General features: G+C 61.8%; 19 protein-coding genes. 4 read left to right on the forward strand and 15 right to left on the reverse strand.

The features are described from left to right. Positions 1-60: 60 nt before the first annotated feature. Entirely contained in the window at positions 61-3531 is a 3471-nt protein-coding gene (locus tag ACM6HV_RS01120; RefSeq protein WP_414903059.1) for a NahK/ErcS family hybrid sensor histidine kinase/response regulator, read from the forward strand. Between the two features lie 86 nt (positions 3532-3617). On the opposite strand, the gene rmuC is transcribed toward ACM6HV_RS01120, so the two are convergent. The 3 genes from rmuC to ACM6HV_RS01135 form a co-directional block, all read right to left on the reverse strand. Continuing rightward, a complete protein-coding gene (gene rmuC, locus ACM6HV_RS01125) occupies positions 3618-4982 on the reverse strand; it encodes a DNA recombination protein RmuC (protein WP_414903277.1) in 1365 nt (454 codons plus the stop codon). A 175-nt stretch (positions 4983-5157) separates the two neighbouring features. Continuing rightward, complete coding sequence (locus ACM6HV_RS01130; RefSeq protein WP_145593424.1) at positions 5158-5481, reverse strand: sel1 repeat family protein; 324 nt, start codon at positions 5479-5481, stop codon at positions 5158-5160. A gap of 523 nt (positions 5482-6004) precedes the next feature. Next, a complete protein-coding gene (locus ACM6HV_RS01135) occupies positions 6005-6298 on the reverse strand; it encodes a hypothetical protein (protein ID WP_414903061.1) in 294 nt (97 codons plus the stop codon). A 208-nt stretch (positions 6299-6506) separates the two neighbouring features. Between ACM6HV_RS01135 and ACM6HV_RS01140 the strand changes: the two genes are divergently transcribed. From ACM6HV_RS01140 to ACM6HV_RS01150, 3 genes are all read left to right on the forward strand, one after another. Continuing rightward, positions 6507-6731 (forward strand): hypothetical protein, encoded by a 225-nt coding sequence (locus tag ACM6HV_RS01140; RefSeq protein WP_007962908.1) that lies wholly within the window; start codon positions 6507-6509, stop codon positions 6729-6731. Between the two features lie 274 nt (positions 6732-7005). Next, positions 7006-7488 carry a hypothetical protein gene (locus tag ACM6HV_RS01145; RefSeq protein ID WP_041074321.1) on the forward strand — a complete coding sequence of 161 codons (483 nt, stop codon included), beginning with the start codon at positions 7006-7008 and terminating at the stop codon, positions 7486-7488. A gap of 146 nt (positions 7489-7634) precedes the next feature. Beyond that, positions 7635-8906, forward strand: a complete 1272-nt coding sequence (locus ACM6HV_RS01150) for an outer membrane protein transport protein (RefSeq protein ID WP_145593425.1) — start codon at positions 7635-7637, stop codon at positions 8904-8906. 179 nt (positions 8907-9085) lie between these two features. On the opposite strand, the gene ACM6HV_RS01155 is transcribed toward ACM6HV_RS01150, so the two are convergent. The 12 genes from ACM6HV_RS01155 to bluB form a co-directional block, all read right to left on the reverse strand. Then, entirely contained in the window at positions 9086-9646 is a 561-nt protein-coding gene (locus ACM6HV_RS01155) for a glutathione peroxidase (protein WP_041074325.1), read from the reverse strand. A gap of 54 nt (positions 9647-9700) precedes the next feature. After that, complete coding sequence (locus tag ACM6HV_RS01160) at positions 9701-9826, reverse strand: hypothetical protein (protein WP_256588587.1); 126 nt, start codon at positions 9824-9826, stop codon at positions 9701-9703. After that, positions 9823-11031 carry an MFS transporter gene (locus ACM6HV_RS01165; protein WP_414903065.1) on the reverse strand — a complete coding sequence of 403 codons (1209 nt, stop codon included), beginning with the start codon at positions 11029-11031 and terminating at the stop codon, positions 9823-9825. Before ACM6HV_RS01165 ends, ACM6HV_RS01160 begins: the two co-directional genes overlap by 4 nt. 53 nt (positions 11032-11084) lie before the next feature. Further along, positions 11085-11489: a MarR family winged helix-turn-helix transcriptional regulator gene (locus ACM6HV_RS01170; protein WP_007950413.1), complete on the reverse strand. Its 405-nt coding sequence runs from the start codon at positions 11487-11489 to the stop codon at positions 11085-11087. A 175-nt stretch (positions 11490-11664) separates the two neighbouring features. Beyond that, on the reverse strand, positions 11665-12396 hold the full coding sequence (locus tag ACM6HV_RS01175; protein ID WP_414903067.1) for an adenosylcobinamide-GDP ribazoletransferase: 732 nt from the start codon (positions 12394-12396) through the stop codon (positions 11665-11667). Position 12397: 1 nt separating this feature from the next. Next, entirely contained in the window at positions 12398-12973 is a 576-nt protein-coding gene (gene cobC / locus ACM6HV_RS01180) for an alpha-ribazole phosphatase family protein (protein WP_414903069.1), read from the reverse strand. Beyond that, positions 12970-14025, reverse strand: a complete 1056-nt coding sequence (cobT, locus tag ACM6HV_RS01185) for a nicotinate-nucleotide--dimethylbenzimidazole phosphoribosyltransferase (RefSeq protein WP_145593431.1) — start codon at positions 14023-14025, stop codon at positions 12970-12972. Before cobT ends, cobC begins: the two co-directional genes overlap by 4 nt. Continuing rightward, positions 14022-14543, reverse strand: a complete 522-nt coding sequence (gene cobU, locus ACM6HV_RS01190; protein WP_414903071.1) for a bifunctional adenosylcobinamide kinase/adenosylcobinamide-phosphate guanylyltransferase — start codon at positions 14541-14543, stop codon at positions 14022-14024. Before cobU ends, cobT begins: the two co-directional genes overlap by 4 nt. Positions 14544-14754: 211 nt before the next feature. After that, complete coding sequence (locus ACM6HV_RS01195) at positions 14755-16206, reverse strand: cobyric acid synthase (protein WP_414903073.1); 1452 nt, start codon at positions 16204-16206, stop codon at positions 14755-14757. Then, positions 16203-17195, reverse strand: coding sequence for a threonine-phosphate decarboxylase CobD (gene cobD / locus ACM6HV_RS01200; RefSeq protein WP_414903075.1), 993 nt, complete (start codon positions 17193-17195; stop codon positions 16203-16205). Before cobD ends, ACM6HV_RS01195 begins: the two co-directional genes overlap by 4 nt. Continuing rightward, positions 17188-18096, reverse strand: coding sequence for an adenosylcobinamide-phosphate synthase CbiB (gene cbiB / locus ACM6HV_RS01205; protein WP_414903077.1), 909 nt, complete (start codon positions 18094-18096; stop codon positions 17188-17190). Before cbiB ends, cobD begins: the two co-directional genes overlap by 8 nt. Beyond that, positions 18093-18743, reverse strand: coding sequence for a 5,6-dimethylbenzimidazole synthase (gene bluB, locus ACM6HV_RS01210; RefSeq protein WP_414903079.1), 651 nt, complete (start codon positions 18741-18743; stop codon positions 18093-18095). The genes cbiB and bluB overlap by 4 nt, the downstream gene beginning before the upstream one ends. Between the last annotated feature and the right edge of the window lie 7 nt (positions 18744-18750).

Genomic DNA, 18750 nt, shown 5'->3' on the forward strand with positions numbered 1-18750 from the left:
CTCATGCGAGACTGTCCGCCCGGGCAGGATTGCCGGGGAGTCTTTTGTCGGGAGTGTTGCATGTCGCTGTCCACCGGGCTGATCGCCGCCGTCGCCCTGGCCTATATGGCCATCATGTTCGCCATCGCCTTCTACGGCGACCGTCGCAGCACGCCGTTGCCGCCGCGGATGCGCGCGTGGGTGTACAGCCTGTCGCTGGCGGTTTATTGCACCAGTTGGACGTTCTTCGGCGCCGTCGGCCAAGCCGCCGAACAGCTGTGGTCATTCCTGCCGATCTACCTCGGGCCGATCCTTTTGTTGCTGGGCGCGCCGTGGGTCCTGCAGAAAATGGTGATGATCAGCAAACAGGAGAACATCACCTCGATTGCCGACTTCATCGCCGCGCGCTACGGCAAATCGCAATCGCTGGCGGTGGTGGTGGCGCTGATCTGTCTGGTCGGCGTTCTCCCTTATATCGCCCTGCAACTCAAAGGCATCGTGCTCGGCGTGAACCTGTTGATCGGCGCCGGTGCCGACGCCATGGGCACCCGCGCCCAGGACACCGCGCTGATCGTGTCGCTGGTGCTGGCGCTGTTCACCATCGTCTTCGGTACGCGCAACCTCGACGCCACCGAGCACCACCGCGGCATGGTGCTGGCGATTGCCTTTGAATCACTGGTCAAGCTGTTCGCCTTTCTTGCTGTCGGCGCCTTCGTCACCTTTGGCCTGTATGACGGTTTCGACGACCTGTTCAATCAGGCCATGCTCGCGCCACGGTTGGAGCAATACTGGAAAGAAACCATCAACTGGCCGTCGATGGTGGTGCAGACCGGTGTGGCGATGATGGCGATCATCTGCCTGCCGCGGCAGTTTCACGTCACGGTGGTGGAGAACATCGACCCGCAAGACCTGCGCCTGGCCAAATGGGTGTTCCCGGCTTATCTGGCGCTGGCCGCGCTGTTCGTGGTGCCGATCGCCCTCGCCGGGCAGATGATGCTGCCGAGCCACGTACTCCCGGACTCGTTCGTGATCAGCCTGCCACTGGCCCAGGCCCATCCGGCCCTGGCGTTGCTGGCGTTCATCGGCGGCGCGTCGGCGGCCACCGGCATGGTGATTGTGGCCAGCGTGGCACTGTCGACCATGGTTTCCAACGACATGCTGTTGCCGTGGTTGCTGCGCCGCAACAACGCCGAGCGCCCGTTCGAAGTGTTCCGCCAGTGGATGCTCTCGGTGCGCCGCGTGAGCATTGTGCTGATTCTGTTGCTGGCCTACGTCAGTTACCGCTTGCTCGGCTCCACCGCAAGCCTCGCAACCATCGGCCAGATCGCCTTCGCCGCCGTCACCCAACTGGCCCCGGCGATGCTCGGCGCGCTGTACTGGAAACAGGCCAATCGCCGTGGGGTGTTCGCCGGTCTGGCCGCCGGTACATTCCTCTGGTTTTACACGCTGATCCTGCCGATTGCCGCCCACAGCCTCGGCTGGTCGCTGAGCACGTTCCCGGGCCTTTCGTGGCTGCACAGTAACCCGCTGAACCTGCCGATCACCCCGCTGACCCAAGGCGTGGTGCTGTCACTGGCGGGCAACTTCACGCTGTTTGCATGGGTCTCGGTGTTGTCGCGCACGCGGGTCTCGGAACACTGGCAGGCCGGGCGCTTCATCGGCCAGGAAATCAGTGCTCGGCCGAGTGCGCGCTCGATGCTCGCGGTGCAGATTGATGATTTGCTGCAGCTGGCCGCACGGTTTGTCGGTGAAGAACGTGCGCGACAGAGCTTCATTCGTTTCGCCTACCGGCAAGGCAAGGGCTTCAACCCGAACCAGAATGCTGACGGCGAATGGATCGCCCACACCGAACGCTTGTTGGCTGGTGTGCTCGGCGCTTCTTCGACTCGGGCAGTGGTAAAAGCGGCGATTGAAGGTCGGGAAATGCAGCTGGAGGACGTCGTCCGAATCGCTGACGAAGCTTCGGAAGTCCTGCAATTCAACCGCGCCTTGCTGCAAGGCGCGATCGAAAACATCACTCAAGGCATCAGCGTGGTCGACCAGTCGCTGAAACTGGTGGCGTGGAACCGGCGCTATCTGGAGCTGTTCAACTACCCGGACGGTTTGATCAGCGTCGGCCGGCCGATTGCCGACATCATTCGCTACAACGCCGAACGCGGCTTGTGCGGCCCCGGCGAGGCGGAAGTCCACGTTGCCCGGCGCCTGCACTGGATGCGTCAGGGCCGTGCGCATACCTCCGAACGCTTGTTCCCCAACGGCCGAGTGATCGAGCTGATCGGCAACCCGATGCCCGGCGGCGGCTTCGTCATGAGTTTCACCGACATCACCGCGTTCCGCGAAGCCGAGCAGGCGCTGACCGAGGCCAACGAAGGTTTGGAGCAACGGGTCAGCGAGCGCACCCAAGAACTGTCGCAACTCAACGTTGCACTGACCGAAGCCAAGGGCCATGCCGAGGCCGCGAATCAGTCAAAAACCCGTTTTCTCGCCGCCGTCAGCCATGACCTGATGCAGCCGCTGAACGCCGCGCGCCTGTTCTCTGCCGCCCTCTCCCACCAGGACGACGGCTTGAGCAGCGAGGCACAGAAACTGGTGCAACACCTCGACAGTTCGCTGCGTTCGGCAGAAGACTTGATCAGCGACCTGCTGGATATTTCCCGCCTGGAAAACGGCAAGATCAACCCCGATCGCAAGCCGTTCGCGGTCAACGAGCTGTTCGACACCCTCGGCGCCGAATTCAAGGCGCTGGCGCAGGAACAAGGGCTGACGTTCCGGGTGCGCGGCAGCCATTTGCGCATCGACAGCGACATCAAGCTGCTGCGGCGGATCTTGCAGAACTTCCTGACCAACGCGTTCCGCTACGCCAAAGGGCCAGTGTTGCTGGGCGTGCGTCGACGCGGCAGTGAACTGTGTCTGGAGGTGTGGGATCGCGGACCGGGGATTCCGGAAGACAAGCAACAGGTGATTTTCGAGGAGTTCAAACGCCTCGACAGCCATCAGACCCGCGCCGAAAAAGGCCTCGGCCTGGGCCTGGCGATTGCCGACGGTTTGTGTCGCGTGCTTGGCCATACCCTGCGCGTACGTTCGTGGCCGGGGCGCGGCAGCGTGTTCAGTGTCAGCGTGCCGCTGGCCCGGGCGCAAGCGCTGCCGCAGACAGCCGCGGTGGAGCTGAACGGCAAATTGCTCAGCGGCGCGCAAGTGCTGTGCATCGACAACGAAGACAGCATTCTAATTGGCATGAACAGTCTGCTGACCCGCTGGGGCTGTCAGGTGTGGACGGCGCGCAATCGCGAAGAATGCGCGGCGTTGCTCAACGAGGGTGTGCGGCCGCAACTGGCATTGGTCGACTATCACCTCGACCACGGCGATACCGGGACCGAGTTGATGGCGTGGCTGCGCACCACGTTAGGCGAGCCGGTGCCGGGGGTGGTGATCAGCGCCGATGGCCGCCCGGAGACGGTGGCGCAGGTGCATGCGGCAGGGCTGGATTATCTGGCCAAACCAGTGAAGCCGGCGGCGTTGCGGGCGTTGTTGAGTCGGTATGTGCCGCTGTAAAGCAAAAGATCGCAGCCTGCGGCAGCTCCTACATGGGATTTGCATTCATCCTGTAGGAGCTGCCGCAGGCTGCGATCTTTTGCTCTTCACTCTGGCAGTTCGACCAGCCCGTCGACATCGGTCATCGCCCGTTCCAGCAAATCCGCCGGCAGACTCTTGCTGGCCCGCGCGCCGAGCAGTTTGAGCTGCTCACTGCGGCTGACCAGGTTGCCGCGCCCTTCCGTGAGTTTGTTGCGCGCCGAGCTGTAGGCCTTGTCCAGCTGTTGCAGGCGATTGCCGACTTCGTCCAGATCCTGAATGAACAGCACGAATTTGTCGTACAGCCAGCCGGCACGCTCGGCGATTTCCCGGGCGTTCTGGCTTTGCCGCTCCTGCTTCCACAGGCTGTCGATCACCCGTAACGTCGCCAGCAACGTGGTCGGGCTGACGATCACGATGTTGCGGTCGAACGCCTCCTGAAACAGCGTCGGCTCAGCTTGCAAAGCGGCGGAAAATGCCGCTTCGATCGGCACGAACAGCAACACGAAATCGAGGCTGTGCAGGCCTTCCAGACGCTTGTAATCCTTGCCGGCCAAGCCTTTGACGTGGCTGCGCAGCGACAGCACGTGCTGCTTGATTGCGATCTGGCCGAGGGTGTCGTCTTCAGCGGCGACGTACTGCTGATAGGCGGTGAGACTGACTTTGGAGTCGACCACCACCTGCTTGTCGCCCGGCAGGTAAATAATCACATCCGGCTGGAAGCGCTCGCCGTCTGGCCCCTTGAGGTTGACCTGCGTCTGGTACTCGCGGCCCTTCTCCAGACCCGCATGTTCCAGCACCCGTTCAAGGATCAATTCACCCCAGTTGCCTTGGGTCTTCTGGCCTTTGAGGGCGCGGGTCAGGTTGGTCGCTTCATCACTCAGGCGCAGGTTAAGCGCTTGCAGGCGCTCCAGTTCCTTGGCCAGCGAGAAGCGTTCACGGGCTTCGGCCTGATAACTTTCCTCCACGCGTTTTTCGAAGGACTGGATGCGCTCTTTCAGCGGATCGAGCAACTGGCCGAGGCGCTGCTGACTGGTCTCGGCAAAGCGCTGTTCACGCTCATCGAAGATCTTTCCCGCCAGCTCGGCGAACTGCGCGCGCAACTCATCGCGCGAGCCTTGCAGGTCATTGAGGCGTTGTTGATGGCTTTCCTGTTGCTCGCGCAGTTCGGCGTTCAGCGAAGCGGCCTGGGCGTCGAGACGGCGCAATTCGGCCTCTTTGTTGGCGCGCTCGATGTTCCAGGCGTGGGACGCGTCACGGGCGTCATCGCGCTCGATCTGCAGCAACTCGACTTCGCGGCGCAGAGCCGCCAACTCCGCCTGCCTGGCGGCATTGGCCTGGCCGAGGTCGACGATTTCATCGCGGCTGGCTTCCAACTGCACGTTAAGCCCGTCCTGCGCCAGTTGCGCCATGGCCAGGCGCTCTTCGAGCAAGGCGACCTCGGCTTGCCGATCACTGGCCCGCCGTTGCAGTTGCCAGGCCAGCGCCAGCAGCGGCAATCCCGCGCCCGCCAGACCGAGCAACACGCTGGTCAAGTCCATAGCCATAGCCACTCCTGCCGATCCGATAAAGCCTGAAGGTTAACCAAGGCGTGGGGTGTTGGACAGCTCAGTCTTCGAGCAGACCGAGTTCCCGTTGTGCACGACGGTCGCCGGCGCGAGCGGCCTGGCGCAGCAGATCCTGGCCGATGCGCCGATCCCGGGCATTACCGCACTCGCGGCACATCAATTGGCCGAGACGACTTTGCGCCGCGACCACGCCTTCGCGTGCCGGTTGCTTGAGCAGACGCCCCGCCAGATGCTTGGCATTACGGCTATCGCCCAGCCGCGGGCTGTCGAGCAGCCATTCGGCCACACGCACGGAAAATCGCTTGGGAGAGGTAACACGGGAGTGTTCGGAGGTAACAGAGTCTGATACTGAGCGAAACTTCATAAAACACTGTGGGACAGATCGGAAGGCGCGCCACTCTACTCTCTTTTTCGTACAGGTAAAGTCGAAAAAAACCCGGCACGCCCGTGCTAGAGCAAGCGCTAGGGACAATCCACAGAAGCTGTGGATAACTCAGTGGACAACCGCTCCCGAACCCGCGCAAAGCCTTGTGGAATGGGGCTCGCAGTCAAACTGACGATTTTTTCACCAACAAAAAAAGACGATATTTTTCATTGACTTAAACTTTTGATGCAGGCAGCCATCGGGGTCAGGATTGATATGACAGTGAGGTTACCGTCTGCGCAACTAATGTGCACAAGTACCTGTTACCCGGTTATATCGATGCGCTTTTTCGGGTCGTTTTGCGCCCTGAGCAGTGGATAAGCGGGTTGGCGATGGGCATGGCTGCACGCTTTTGTGGCGACCGGCGGTTGATCAGGGTGATCCCTTCGCGAGCAGGCTCGCTCCCACACTGGATGGTGTTTCTCATGTGGGAGCGAGCCTGCTCGCGAAAGGGCCAGCCCTGTCACCCATGATCAGCACCACCGTCCAAAATCTTTTTTTGCCGCAAGGTTTGCATTGCCCAGGACGTTCCGTTACTATCCGCGGCGTTAGTACCAAGCTGAAAGTCAATTCCGGTCGAACACATCCCCACGGTCAACCTTCTTCCCAGAAGCCCTTCACCGAAAAAAGCGGGAACGACCCCTCGATGGTTTCCAGGTAAATCTTGCGCCAGCACAGCCTTTGAATGAATGCAAAGGGTGCTGCGAAGACCACTTACTCTGACCGAACCAACCTGCAAATTGATCAGGATCTTCACCCCGGGCCCAGAACCTCTGCCCTCGATGTGTTGCCTGTCCTCCTAAGTACCTACCTGCCAGCCCAAGCGCGCCAACTTATTTAGCGCTTCAAACTGGCTGCTTTGTTCCAGTCGGGTTCTTTGTTCGACCAATGGTGGTCGACATTACTGGAACGTTTTAACGTTGCACGGTTCTTATCCGTGTCATTTGTAGGAACACCTAATAACTATGTCTACTCAAATCCAGACTCAGGATGCCATTCGCACCCTAACCAACGCTTTTGCCCCAATGAACTGCCTGATCATGGCCGCTCGCAAAGGCTGCTTCAGCTTCACCGTGGTCAATGAACACGGAATCGCCCGCCACAGCGAGCGTCTGTACCCCGATCAATACTCCAGCGCCGAGCCGCTGCAGGCCATTATTGATCGTACGCGTCAGGCGTTGATTGCCTGAGAGCCGAAAAGGCTGCAAAAGCAAAAACCCCGCACACAATGCGGGGTTTTTTATTGCCCGATGTTTCGCTTTTAGCCGCCGGTGCCTAAGCACCATCGGATATAACGCTTTTCGCTCGCTGTTGGAAATATTTTAAAAACAGGCCTTTACGTCGTGAATATGACACTACACTTCAACTCAAGCGGCTTGATCCGCTTCCGGCGAGCCTGAGTCGATCCACCGCTGCCAAAGCCCCTTCAGGTTTCGCCGCCCCATTACAAGAATCGAGGGCATTATGGGTATCGCTGCCAGCGAACTGTGTCGCTACGTGATCCGTCCCACATTGATTTATCTGGGACGTCATTGCGCAACCGCCGAATCCCTGCTGCTGGGAATCGCCGCCAGCCAGTCCGCCCTCGGCTCCGCCCTGCATGACCGCCGTGGCCACGGCCTCTACCGGATAGCCGAGCATCGCCACCAAGCCCTTTGGGATCACTACCTGGCTCTGGATCCGGAGCGCGCGAGCCTTGTTCGCGGTCTCGCCAGCCAGCATGCTTTTCTTAGCGGCCCGCACCTGGAATTGACCGTCAATCTGCGTTACGCCACCGCCATCGCCTGGCTGCTGGTAGAAGAACAACACCCCACCCTCCCCGCCCCGGGCGATCTGCTGGGCATGGCGCGAATCTGGCGTCAGACCTTCCAGCCGCAAGGCCGTCTGCGCGACTTCACCTACGCCTGGCAAACGTGTGTTTCACCGGTGAATCAGGTCGCGTGTTGACTGGCGAGTTTTGAAAGATCGCTCAACAGGTCGCGAATCTGGTCGGATTGTCCTACAAAACCGCTCTAACTCAAGGCATAGGGACTATAGCGCTGGGACGAAAATGTTGGTAATTTTCGCCCCGGTGATCACCAGGAGTTCTAATAATGAAAAAAGTCATGCTCAAAACCACCCTTAGCCTCGCCGTTACCATGGCATCCACCCAGATCTTCGCAGCTGGCTTTGCCATCAACGAACACAGCATTAGCGGGATGGGTACTGGTTACGCTGGGCGATCCTCTTCTGCCGACGACGCAAGCACTGTTTATGGCAACCCTGCCGGCATGTCGCGCCTCACGCGCGAACAAGTCACCGGCGGTGTTGCATTCCTCGATGCCAAGACCGATATCAGCGACGCCAGCTCCAGCCCTAACGGCGGCAGCAACAAAGGCGACATGGTGCCCTTCACCTCCGTACCTATGGGCTTCTACGTCAAACCGATCGATGAGCATTGGGCATTCGGCCTCGGCGTTTACGTGCCGTTCGGCCTGATTACCGACTATGAAAAAGGCTTTGGCGGCCGTTACTTCGGCAGCAAGTCCGAAGTACAAGTCATCACTTTCCAGCCAACTATCAGCTACAAGTTCAACGATGTGGTGTCGATCGGTTTCGGTCCGACCATCAACCGTATCGACGGTACGCTGGAATCCAACCTGTCGATCACCCAGGCCGCGCCGGACGGCAAGGTCAAGATCAAGGGTGACGATACCGCGCTGGGCTACAACATCGGCGTTTTGGTACAAGCCACCGACACCACGCGTCTGGGTCTGACCTACCACTCGAAAGTCGACTACAAACTCGAAGGCGACACCAAAGTCAATTACAGCGTGTTGGGCGCAGTCGGTCTGGGCGCCCAGCAGAAGTACGACGCATCGCTGAAGATCACCACGCCTGAGTCGGTGGACTTCTCCATCACTCAAGCGATCAACGATCGCTGGAACGTCTACGCCGGTAGCACCTGGACCCGCTGGAGCCAGCTGGAAAAGATCACCGTCAAGAACTCCGGCGTGCAGCCGCTGCTGGCCGGCCAGTTCGGCGAGATCACTGAAGACCAGAACTGGCACGATTCCTGGGCTTACGCCGTGGGTACTTCGTACCAGTTGAACAAGGAATGGGTACTGCGCACCGGTCTGACCTTCGACCAGGCGCCGACCAACAACGTCGACCGTTCCCCGCGCATCCCGACCGGCGACCGGACCATCTTCAGCATCGGTGCTGGCTGGAGCCCGACCGAAGACCTGACCATCGACGTGGCTTACTCGTACCTGAAAGAAGAGTCGGTCAAGGTCCACAACCAGAACGATCGTGGCCAGACCTACGACGCCAAGTATGAAAACTCTGCAAACGGTTTCGGCGTCGGCGCTACTTACCGCTTCTGATGCTGCGCGGCGAGGCTAAACCCTTGCCCACAGAAAAGCCCCGCTCTCTTTGCAGAAAGCGGGGCTTTTTTGTGCCTGAGATTTACAACCTGTAGGAGCTGTCGAGTGAAACGAGGCTGCGATCTTTTGATCTTGTTTTTTAAGATCAAAAGATCGCAGCGTTCCGCAGCTCCTCAGGGTCATGGTTGCAGTGGTTTTGAGGCGATAGCCTTTTCAACTGCCGCAATAAACTCCGGATCATCCGGCTTGGTCAGGCTGGAGAAATTGGCAATCACCTTGCCCTGCCGATCAATCACATACTTGTAGAAATTCCACTTCGGCGCACTGCTCTGTTCGGCGAGCACCTTGAACAGGTGAGTCGCATCGTCGCCTCGGACCTTCTGCGGCTCGGTCATGGTGAACGTCACGCCGTAGTTGGCGTAGCAGACCTTGGCGGTTTCGGCGCTGTCCTTGGACTCCTGCTTGAAGTCATTGGAGGGCACGCCGAGCATTTCCAGGCCTTGCGCCTTGTAGTGCTGATTGAGCGCTTCGAGGCCCTCGAACTGAGGGGCGAAGCCACAGAAACTGGCGGTATTGACCACCACCAGCGGTTTGCCGGCGTAGCGCTGGCACAGATCGACGGATTCCTTGGCGCGCAACTTGGGCAACGAACCTTGCAGCGCCTCCGGGCAATCGGCCGCCTGGGCCAATCCGGTCAACGCCATCAGCAACGCGGGCACAGCACACCAGCGCATGAGCATGTCGGGCATCCTTTGAGCAGTCATCAGACTCTCGACGTTACTCGCCCTCCAAGCCTACAAGCAAGCGCCCAGGCCCAACTGCATCAACGCCAGGCCACCCTGATGCCAGCCCCACCACACCAGCGCCAGCAACAGCGCGCCGAGTGCGGTGAAAGCAATTCGTGGCCAGGAGCGCTTCATACGGCGCCGACCGCCGGCTGCAGACGCGCCACCGGACGCTCGCGCACCGGCCAGTTCAGCGCGGCCGCCAGCAGACTCAAGAGAATCGCCACTTGCCAGATCAAGTCATAACTCCCAGTACGGTCATACACCACGCCACCCAGCCAGCCGCCGAGGAACGAGCCAAGCTGATGAAACAGGAACACGATGCCGCCGAGCATGGACAGATTGCGCACGCCAAACAAGGTCGCCACCGTGCCGTTGGTCAACGGCACCGTCGACAGCCACAGGAAGCCCATGGCCATGCCGAACAGGTACGCCGAAGTCGTCGTCACCGGCAGCCACAGGAACAGCACGATCACCACTGCACGCAGCAGGTACAACGCCGTCAACAGACGCGGTTTGGACATGCGCCCGCCGAGCCATCCAGCGGTATAAGTGCCAAAGATATTGAACAGACCGATCAGCGCCAGCACCGTGGTCCCGACGGTTGCCGGCAGATGCTGATCAACCAGATAGGCCGGCAGATGCACACCGATGAACACCACCTGGAAGCCGCAGACGAAAAAGCCGAATGCCAACAGCCAGAACCCCGAGTGCGAACAGGCTTCGCGTAACGCTTCGGACAGGCTCTGCTCATGGCCCAGCACCGGCAGCGGCCTGTCCTTGAGCATGCTCACCAGCGGCACGATCAGCGCCACCAGCAGGCCCAGCACCAGCAATGCCGCTGACCAGCCGAGCCAGCCGATCAAACCCAAGGTACCCGGCAACATCGCAAATTGACCAAAGGAGCCGGCGGCACTCGCAATGCCCATGCCCATGCTGCGTTTTTCCGGTGGCACCGCACGCCCGACCACGCCGAGGATCACCGAAAACGAGGTGCCGGACAGGCCGATACCGATCAATAGACCCGCACTCAGCGACAAGGTCAGCGCCGAATCGGACAGCCCCATGCACACCAGGCCCGCGGCATACAGCACGCCGCCGACCAGCACCACTTTGGCCGCACCGAAACGGTCAGCCAACGCGCCAGTGAACGGCTGCGCCAAGCCCCAGATCAGGTTCTGCAGGGCGATGGCGAAGGCGAACACTTCGCGCCCCCAGCCGAACTGCGCACTCATCGGCGACAGGAACAGACCGAAGCCGTGCCGCACGCCCAATGACAACGCCAGAATCAGCGCACTTCCCAGCAACACCCAACCGCACGTACGCCACATCGATGTCATTGTTATTCTCCGTTCGCGGGTATATACCCGCTTAAATCCGGAAAAACCGGCCTTCAGGCCAGTTCGTCCAACAGTCGCAGCAAGGTTTCACGCTTCTCGGCGCCCAGGCGATCGATCAATCGCTGTTGCGCCGCTTCCCAGGCCGGCAGCGCGGCCGCAAGGCGCTGTGCACCGGTTTCGGTGAGCCGGACGATGCGGTTGCGCATGTCCTCGCCCTCGGCCAGCGCCACCAGGCCCTCGCCTTCGAGTACCCGCAGGTTGCGCCCCAAAGTGCTGCGATCCAGGCCCATGGCTTCGGCCAGTTCTGAGATGCTCGGTTGATCCAGACGCTGCAGGTTGCACAGCAAAGAGTACTGGGCAACGTTGATCCCGAAGCCGTCGAGAGCGCCGTCGTAATGCCTGCTGACGCCACGAGCGGCGCGACGCAGGTTGGTGCACAAACACTGAGAAGGAAGCATGATGCGTGTATATACCCGCGACTGTGTTAAATCAAGTTACACATGAGTTTTACCCATACATTTGTAGCGCCTGGCAGACCGCTTTCGCGAGCAGGCTCGCTCCCACAATGGAAACGCATTCCAAATGTGGGAGCGAGCCTGCTCGCGAAGAGGCCGGCACGGTCTTAGCAATATGTCAGACCAACACAACCCCAACCAGCACCGCCATCTCCAGCAACTCCAGCAACGCCCCCGCCGTATCGCCCGTGGTCCCGCCCAACCGCCGCATCATCACCTGCCGCAGCCAGACAAACCCGACGAACGCGACAACCAGCGCAACAATCGCTTTCACCCCGGCAATCAGCAAGCAGGCCAGCGCACTCGCCCCCAGCACCCACCAACCGGCCCGGCGCGGAAGATGATCAGCCAACGCCTGCCCCAGACCTCCCGCGCGCACATACGGCGTGGTCAGAAACAGCCCCAGCAACGCCGCGCGCCCCAGCAGCGGCACGATGATCAACATCACTTCGTGCCCCTGCTCGATCAGCGCCAGCAACGCGCAAAACTTCAGCAGCAACACCAACACCAGCGTCACCACGGCAATCGGCCCGCTGCGCGGATCCTTCATGATCGTCAGCGTGCGCTCGCGATCACCGAAACCACCAAGCCAGGCATCAGCGCTGTCAGCCAGGCCATCCAGATGCAGCGCGCCGCTGAGCAGCACCCACACCGTCAGCAGCAGCGCCGCATGCAACAACAACGGCGCGCCGGCCAATACCAGGTTGAATACCCAGAGGATCACCCCGAACAGCAACCCCACCAGCGGATAAAACAACAGCGAACGCCCGAGCTGTTGCGGCTCCGGCATCCCCGGCAGACGAATCGGCAGGCTGCTGAGAAATTGCAGGGCGATCCACAGTGGCAGCATCTCAGTGACCTTCCTTGAGCACGCCATCGGCTTCGACACTGAGCGCGAACAGCGAAGCATGCGCGACTTCGACATTGAGCAACTGCTCACGCGGCAAACCTCGCGCCCGCGCCAGCAACAGACGCATCACGCCGCCATGACTGATCAACAAAACGCGTTCACCGGCATAGGCCTGATGCAACCGCGCAACCGCGCCCAGCACGCGCGCCGCAAAATCACTGACCGGCTCACCCTGTGGCGGCGTGAACGCATACGGATCGGCCCAGAACAGCCCCAGCGCCTCGGCATCGGTCTCCATCAGTCCCACTGCGCTCTGCCCTTCCCAGGCACCGAAATGCAGTTCTTGCAGGTTTTTATCCAGATGAACCGGCAGCCCCAACTGCTCGCCCAGTTCGGCGGCAAACCGCGCACAACGCTGCAGCGGCGAACTGACCAGTCGATCCCACGGTCCGCCCGCGATCACCGCCGCACGCATCTGCGCCCAACCCTTTTCCGTGAGCGCATCATCGAGGCTACCGCGCAATCCGCCGCCCAGCTCCGTTTCACCGTGGCGCAGCAGGTCCAGACGCAACGTCATGCCGGACGATCCGCCACCGCCGCTTCGGCGAACGTCGCCATCTGCCCGTGCAGGTCGCAGGCCAGACGCAACAGCGGCACAGCCAACGCCGCCCCGCTGCCCTCGCCCAGACGCAAACCGAGTTCCAGCAGCGGTTCGGCATTGAGGGTTTCCAGCACGTGACGATGGCCCGGCTCGGCCCCACGATGGCCGAACAGCAGCCACTCGCGGCAGGCCGGATTCAGCCGCACCGCGACCAGCGCAGCGACCGTGCAGATAAAGCCGTCGACCAGCACCGCCACGCCTTCCTGCGCACAAGCCAGGTACGCGCCGACCAGTGCGGCGATTTCAAACCCGCCGAGGTTGAACAAGGTTTGCAGCGCATCGCCACATTGCGCCGCGTGCAGCGCCAGTGCGCGCTCGATCACTTGTGCTTTATGGCTGACGCCTTCGGCATTCAACCCCGTGCCGGGACCGGTCAGGTGCGCCACCGGGCAATCGAGCAAGGCACACGCCAGTGCACTGGCGGCAGTGGTGTTGCCGATGCCCATTTCGCCACCGATGAACAACTGTGCGCCCGCCGCTTTGGCGCGCAGCACGCTGTCACGACCGGCCTGCAAGGCGAGTTCGCCCTGCGCTTGGGTCATCGCCGCGCCCTTGGCGAAATTCGCCGTGCCCGGGCCGATGTTCAGATGACGCACGCCCGGCAGATTCAACGTCGGTGTCACGGTGCCCAGATCGACCACTTCCAGTTGCGCATCGAGCTGGCGCGCCAGCACGCTGATCGCCGCACCGCCGCTGACGAAGTTGAGCAGCATCTGCCCGGTGACCTCCTGCGGGAAGGCAGAAACACCTTCCGCGACCACCCCGTGATCACCAGCAAAAATCGCGATCCAGACCTGCTTGAGGGTCGGTTTGATCTGCCCCTGCAATCCGGCCAGCTGCACCGCCACGCTTTCGAGGCGACCGAGGGAGCCGGCCGGTTTGGTCAACTGCTGTTGGCGCGCCGCCGCGTGTTCAACGATCTCGGCATTCACGGATTGGCACGGGTTCAACCACCACGCTTGAGTCATAACGCAGGTCCTTTCAGGGTCAGGGGCAGGCCGGCAACGGTCAGGACAACTCGCTGACAACGCTCGGCCAGAGCTTGATGCAGCCAACCGGCTTCATCGACGTAGCGGCGAGTCAATTCGCCCAGCGGCACGACACCCATTCCGGTCTCGTTGCTGACAAAAATGATTTCCCCCGGCAATGACGCCAGGCAGTCCAGCAGAGCTTCACGTTCGGCGGCGAGACGCGCGGCGTCATCGAGCATCAGCAGATTGGTCAGCCACAGGGTCAGGCAGTCCACCAGCAGGCAACGCTCGGCGCCGGCGTTTTCACGCAGGACGCGGGCCAGCGCTATGGGTTCTTCGATCAGTGCCCATTCGGCCGGGCGCCGGGCGCGGTGATGGGCGACGCGGGCGTTCATTTCACCGTCCAGCGGCTGGCTGGTGGCGATGTAAGTGACCGCCAGATGGCTGTCGCTGGCGAGTTTTTCCGCCAGGCGACTTTTGCCGGAGCGGGCGCCGCCGAGGATCAGTTGGAGCATGGGGACATCCTGAAAATTATGTGTTGAGGCAAACGGCCTCTTCGCGAGCAGGCTCGCTCCCACCCTGGAATGCATTCTCATGTGGGAGCATGGGAACATCCCGAATTATGTGCTGAGGCAACCGGCCCCTTCGCGAGCAGGCTCGCCCCCACATGGGAATGCGTTCCAAAGTGGGAGCGAGCCTGCTCGCGAAGAGGCCGTAACAGCCAGCCTAAATCCCGCAGAGCTGACGCAGCAGCCCGGTATCCAGATGCCGCTCCACCAGATCCGCCAACCGCTCGATATCGCGCTCGCGCAAGCCGTGATAATCCACCTCCTGCACAGCACTCAACCCGGCCCAGCGCAGCAACGCGGCACTGGCTTGCGGTGATTCGAACAAGCCATGCAGGTAGGTGCCGAACACCTGCCCGTCCGGACTCTGCGCGCCGTCGCAACGACCGTCATCCAGAAGCACCGCCGCGTTCTCCAGCGCCGGGCCTACCGTTACCCCGGCATGAATTTCATAGCCACTGACCTCGGCGTTTTCCAGCGCCAGATGCCCACGGACATTGCGCAACTGCTTCTCGGCTTCCAGCGTGGTTTCGAACGCCAGCAAACCCAGGCCGGCACTGGAGCCCGGCGCGCCTTCCAGGCCCAGCGGATCGTGCACCTGCTCACCGAGCATTTGCAGACCGCCGCAGATCCCCAGCAACTTGCCGCCATAGCGCAAGTGCCGATTGATCGCCGCGTCCCAGCCATTGGCACGTAAATAGGCAAGATCGCTGCGCACGCTTTTCGAGCCGGGCAGGATGATCAGGTCGGCGGCAGGGATCGCCTGCCCCGGGCCGATGAATTGCAGATCGACCTGCGGATGCAGGCGCAGTGGATCAAAGTCCGTGTGGTTGCTGATGCGCGGCAGCACCGGCACCACCACTTTCAGCACTTGCTCGGTCTTGTCGGTCTGGCGCTGGTCGATGCCGTCCTCAGCCTCCAGATGCAGATCCATCACGTACGGCAGCACACCGATAACCGGTTTGCCGGTGCGCTGTTCCAGCCAGTCGAGGCCAGGTTGCAGCAAGGCGATGTCACCGCGAAAACGGTTGATGATGAAGCCCTGGACCCGTGCCTGCTCGCTCGGCGACAGCAACTCCAGCGTGCCGACCAGATGCGCAAACACCCCGCCGCGATTGATGTCGGCAATCAGCAGCACCGGGCAATCCACCGCTTCGGCGAAGCCCATGTTGGCGATGTCACCGGCACGCAGATTGATTTCGGCCGGCGAGCCAGCGCCTTCAACCATCACCAGCGGATAGGCCGCGCTGAGTCGCTGGTGCGACGCGAGCACCGCTTGCATGGCGATGGCTTTGTAGTCGTGATAGGCCACTGCGTTCATGCTGGTGACCGCGCGGCCATGGATGATCACTTGCGCGCCGGTGTCGCTGTTGGGCTTGAGCAGCACCGGGTTCATGTCGGTGTGCGGTTCAAGGTGCGCGGCTTGCGCCTGCACCGCTTGCGCCCGGCCAATCTCGCCGCCGTCGGCGGTCACCGCGCTGTTGAGCGCCATGTTCTGCGGTTTGAACGGCACCACCGCCACGCCCTGACGGGTGGCCCAGCGGCACAGCGCCGTCACCAGCGTGCTTTTACCGGCGTCGGAGGTGGTGCCTTGCACCATCACGGTGGTCATTTCGATTCCTTGGCAAAGGCTTGCAGCGCCTGTTCGAGGCGCGCTTCTTCAGCGGCGTTGGCCGGCAGGCCAAAACGCAGACTGCTGTTGTGGGTGAAGAGGCGCAGAAGGATGCCGCGTCGGGCCATGAATTCGTGCAACGCAGGCGCGTGCTCGGTGATCAGCCACTGAAACAACGCACAACCCCCATGGGGTTTGAAGCCATAACGCTCCAGCAGCAGCGCCAGACGTTCACTGGCCTCATCGCTGCGAATACGTTGCCGAGTGTGCGCTTCGGTGTCCTGCAAACAGGCCTGACCGAGCACCCGTGTCGGCCCGCTCACCGCCCACGGTCCGACCTGTTCGGCGAGCAACCTGAGCAACTTGCGCTCGGCCAGCACAAACCCCAGACGCACCCCCGCCAGACCGAAAAACTTGCCGAACGAGCGCAACACGATCAGGCCAACTTGATGGGTGTGCGAGGCCAGGCTCAGCTGCGGCGTGTTATCCATGAACGCTTCATCGACCACCAGCCAGCCGCCGCGCTGGGCCAGCCGCGCATGCCAGTCGAGCAGCCGCGCCGGGGTCAGGCTCAGGCCAGTGGGATTGTTCGGATTGACCACCACCAGCACGTCGAGGCTGTCGAGAAAGAATTCCACTTCCTGCTCCAGCACTTCGCGCACGATATAACCACTGCGACGCCAGGCTTCGGCGTGCTCGGCATAACACGGCGACAACACACCGACCTTGCCGGCACGGCGCAAACGCGGCAGCAGCTGGATCGCCATCTGCGAACCGGCCACCGGCAGCACCCGCGAGGCGCCATAGTAATCACACGCGGCCTGTTCCAGCCCGTCGTCGGTTTCCGGCAAGCGTGCCCAGGCGCGCAGCGGAATCTGCGGCACCGCAAATGGCCACGGCGCAAGGCCGCTGGACAGGTCGAGCCAGTCGGCCTCGGCAATCCCGTAATCGAGTGCAGCCTTGCGCAGCCGGCCACCGTGCTCAAGCATAGAATTCAGCCCCCACGCAGAGAATCAGCAGCCATAACCATACCCCGCGCTGGACCAATTGCCAGCCGCGATCAATCGAATCGGCATCCGCCGGCGCACCTTCGCCCAGCTGCGGACGCTCATGCAGTTCGCCGTGATAGATCGCCGGGCCGCCCAGTTCGACATTCAACGCACCGGCACCGGCCGCCATCACCGGACCGGCGTTAGGGCTGTCCCATTGCGGGCCCTGGCTGCGCCAGCATTTCCAGGCGAGCCGGGTGTTGCCCAGCAGCGCGTAGGTCAGCGCCACCAGTCGGGCCGGAATGTAGTTGAGCACGTCATCGATTTTTGCCGCGCACCAGCCGAAGCGCTCGAAGCGTTCGTTGCGATAGCCCCACATCGCGTCGAGCGTATTGCTCAGGCGATAGAGCACCACCCCTGGCGCGCCGGCCACGACAAACCAGAACAGCGCGGCGAACACCGCGTCACTGCCGTTTTCCAGCACCGATTCGGTGGCGGCGCGGGCGACGGCGGTGCCGTCCAGTTCGCTGGTCTGACGGCTGACCAGATAACCGACGCGTTTGCGTGCTTCTTCCAGATCATCGCTGCGCAGGGCTTTGGCCACGGGCTCGACGTGTTCGCCAAGACTGCGCATGCCGAGGGCACAATACAGCGCAAGAATCTCGACGATCCAGCCCACGTACGGTGCCCAGGAAAACGCGGTCGCGAGCAAGGTCAGCGGCAGCACCGCGATCACCCACGCGGTGACCCCGTGACTGCGCCAGCCACGTCCGCCCGCATTGAAACGGCGCTCGATGCGCCCGGCAAAATTGCCGAACGCCACCAGCGGATGCCAGCGTTTCGGTTCACCCAGCAGCGCATCCAGCGCGACCGCGGCGACACTCAACAACGCCACACTCATTGACTCACTCCCCAATAATTTTCGTACAGCAACTCATTGAGCGGCCGCGCCTGCGCCCACCCTTCGAGTACCAGCATCGGCGCCGGATAGAATGCCCTGACCGGCCCCAGGCACAACACCGCCAATGGCTTGGCCCCGGCCGGCAGTTGCAGCAGATCGGCCAGTGCCTGCGGTTCGAACAGCGACACCCAGCCCATGCCCAGTCCTTCGGCACGGGATGCCAGCCACAGGTTCTGAATCGCGCAGGACAGCGAGGCCATGTCCATTTCCGGCAGCGTACGACGGCCGAAAATGTGTTTTTCGCGATCATCCATCAGCGCCGCGACCAGCACTTCAGCGCAGTCGTTAATGCCTTCGACCTTGAGCTTCATGAACTCGTCACTGCGTTCGCCGAGGGCTTCGGCGGTACGCACGCGTTCTTCTTCGACGAGGTTCTGGATCTGCCCACGCAAGGCGCGATCGCTGATGCGGATAAAGCGCCACGGTTGCATCAGGCCGACGCTGGGCGCCTGATGCGCGGCTTCGAGCAGACGGCGCAGCAGCTCCGGCTCCACCGTGCCACCGGTGAAGTGGCGCATGTCGCGGCGCTCGGCGATGGCTCTATAAACCGCTTCGCGTTCGGCTTCGGAGAATGTGTTGTCGGTCATGGCCTCT

Source organism: Pseudomonas sp. IT-P260, assembly GCF_949768395.1.
Taxonomy (GTDB): Bacteria; Pseudomonadota; Gammaproteobacteria; order Pseudomonadales; family Pseudomonadaceae; genus Aquipseudomonas; species Aquipseudomonas parakoreensis.

Excerpts from the sequence above, each read along its gene's own strand:
- cobU (WP_414903071.1), bottom strand. The coding sequence starts at position 14,543 with ATGCTCCAACTGATCCTCGGCGGCGCCCGCTCCGGCAAAAGTCGCCTG.
- ACM6HV_RS01170 (WP_007950413.1), bottom strand. The coding sequence starts at position 11,489 with ATGCTTCCTTCTCAGTGTTTGTGCACCAACCTGCGTCGCGCCGCTCGT.
- ACM6HV_RS01155 (WP_041074325.1), bottom strand. The coding sequence starts at position 9,646 with ATGCTCATGCGCTGGTGTGCTGTGCCCGCGTTGCTGATGGCGTTGACC.
- ACM6HV_RS01120 (WP_414903059.1), top strand. The coding sequence starts at position 61 with ATGTCGCTGTCCACCGGGCTGATCGCCGCCGTCGCCCTGGCCTATATG.
- ACM6HV_RS01160 (WP_256588587.1), bottom strand. The coding sequence starts at position 9,826 with ATGAAGCGCTCCTGGCCACGAATTGCTTTCACCGCACTCGGCGCGCTG.
- bluB (WP_414903079.1), bottom strand. The coding sequence starts at position 18,743 with ATGACCGACAACACATTCTCCGAAGCCGAACGCGAAGCGGTTTATAGA.
- ACM6HV_RS01140 (WP_007962908.1), top strand. The coding sequence starts at position 6,507 with ATGTCTACTCAAATCCAGACTCAGGATGCCATTCGCACCCTAACCAAC.
- ACM6HV_RS01195 (WP_414903073.1), bottom strand. The coding sequence starts at position 16,206 with ATGACCACCGTGATGGTGCAAGGCACCACCTCCGACGCCGGTAAAAGC.
- ACM6HV_RS01175 (WP_414903067.1), bottom strand. The coding sequence starts at position 12,396 with ATGCTGCCACTGTGGATCGCCCTGCAATTTCTCAGCAGCCTGCCGATT.
- ACM6HV_RS01150 (WP_145593425.1), top strand. The coding sequence starts at position 7,635 with ATGAAAAAAGTCATGCTCAAAACCACCCTTAGCCTCGCCGTTACCATG.
- ACM6HV_RS01130 (WP_145593424.1), bottom strand. The coding sequence starts at position 5,481 with ATGAAGTTTCGCTCAGTATCAGACTCTGTTACCTCCGAACACTCCCGT.
- cobC (WP_414903069.1), bottom strand. The coding sequence starts at position 12,973 with ATGACGTTGCGTCTGGACCTGCTGCGCCACGGTGAAACGGAGCTGGGC.
- ACM6HV_RS01165 (WP_414903065.1), bottom strand. The coding sequence starts at position 11,031 with ATGACATCGATGTGGCGTACGTGCGGTTGGGTGTTGCTGGGAAGTGCG.
- cbiB (WP_414903077.1), bottom strand. The coding sequence starts at position 18,096 with ATGAGTGTGGCGTTGTTGAGTGTCGCCGCGGTCGCGCTGGATGCGCTG.
- ACM6HV_RS01145 (WP_041074321.1), top strand. The coding sequence starts at position 7,006 with ATGGGTATCGCTGCCAGCGAACTGTGTCGCTACGTGATCCGTCCCACA.
- cobD (WP_414903075.1), bottom strand. The coding sequence starts at position 17,195 with ATGCTTGAGCACGGTGGCCGGCTGCGCAAGGCTGCACTCGATTACGGG.
- cobT (WP_145593431.1), bottom strand. The coding sequence starts at position 14,025 with ATGACTCAAGCGTGGTGGTTGAACCCGTGCCAATCCGTGAATGCCGAG.